Origin of the sequence: Pseudomonas sp. JV245A, from assembly GCF_032424515.1 — a bacterium.
Lineage (GTDB): Bacteria > Pseudomonadota > Gammaproteobacteria > Pseudomonadales > Pseudomonadaceae > Aquipseudomonas > Aquipseudomonas protegens.
The window spans coordinates 1-593 of the sequence record NZ_VYKE01000496.1 but is presented as its reverse complement, the minus strand read 5'-3'; the positions used below and the strand labels follow the sequence as shown (position 1 = coordinate 593).

Here is a 593-nt window from a genome sequence, read left to right as displayed (position 1 = left end):
CTGGCCTGCAGTGGGCCGGCAAGGGTCGGGAAGCGGGTCATCAGCACGCCCAGGGGCACACCGAAGACGATGGCCAGGGTGACGGCGATGCCCACCAGGGTGATGTGCTGCCAGGTCAGGTGCAGGACCTGGGCCCAATCGAGATGGGAAAAGGCGTTCAGGAATTCCATGTCTTCTCCTCTTTAGTTGATCGGGTGCTGGCGCAGGAAATCTGCGGCCACGGCGGATGGGCTTTCATGGTCGACGTCGACCCGCGCGTTCAGCTGGCGCATGGTTTCGTCGTCGAACAGCGCCGCCAGCGGCTTGAGCTCGGCGGCCAGTTGCGGGTGGGCGTCGAGGTAGGCCTGGCGTACCACCGGCGCGGCGGTGTAGTCCGGGAAGTAGTGCTTGTCGTCTTCCAGCAGTTTGAGCTTGAAGGCATTGAGGCGCCCGTCGGTGGTGTACACCAGGCCGGCGAACACCTGGCCGTTGCGCAGGGCGGTGTAGACCAGGCCGGCGTCCATCTGCCGGGTGTTCTTGCGGGTCAGGGCCATGTCATAGAGCTTGACCATCCCGGCCATGCCGTCGGAGCGGTTGGCGAACTCGGTGTCCAG

Annotated in this window: 1 protein-coding gene and 1 pseudogene; both read right to left on the bottom strand. The window is 65.1% G+C overall.

The window, feature by feature from the left end; translation table 11 throughout:
• Positions 1–170 (bottom strand): annotated as a pseudogene (locus F6S12_RS32670) (choline ABC transporter permease); the annotation flags it as partial.
• Positions 171–182: 12 nt separating this feature from the next.
• Positions 183–593 (bottom strand): glycine betaine ABC transporter substrate-binding protein (locus F6S12_RS32665; RefSeq protein ID WP_315869977.1); only part of this gene is annotated, 411 nt, incomplete at its 5' end.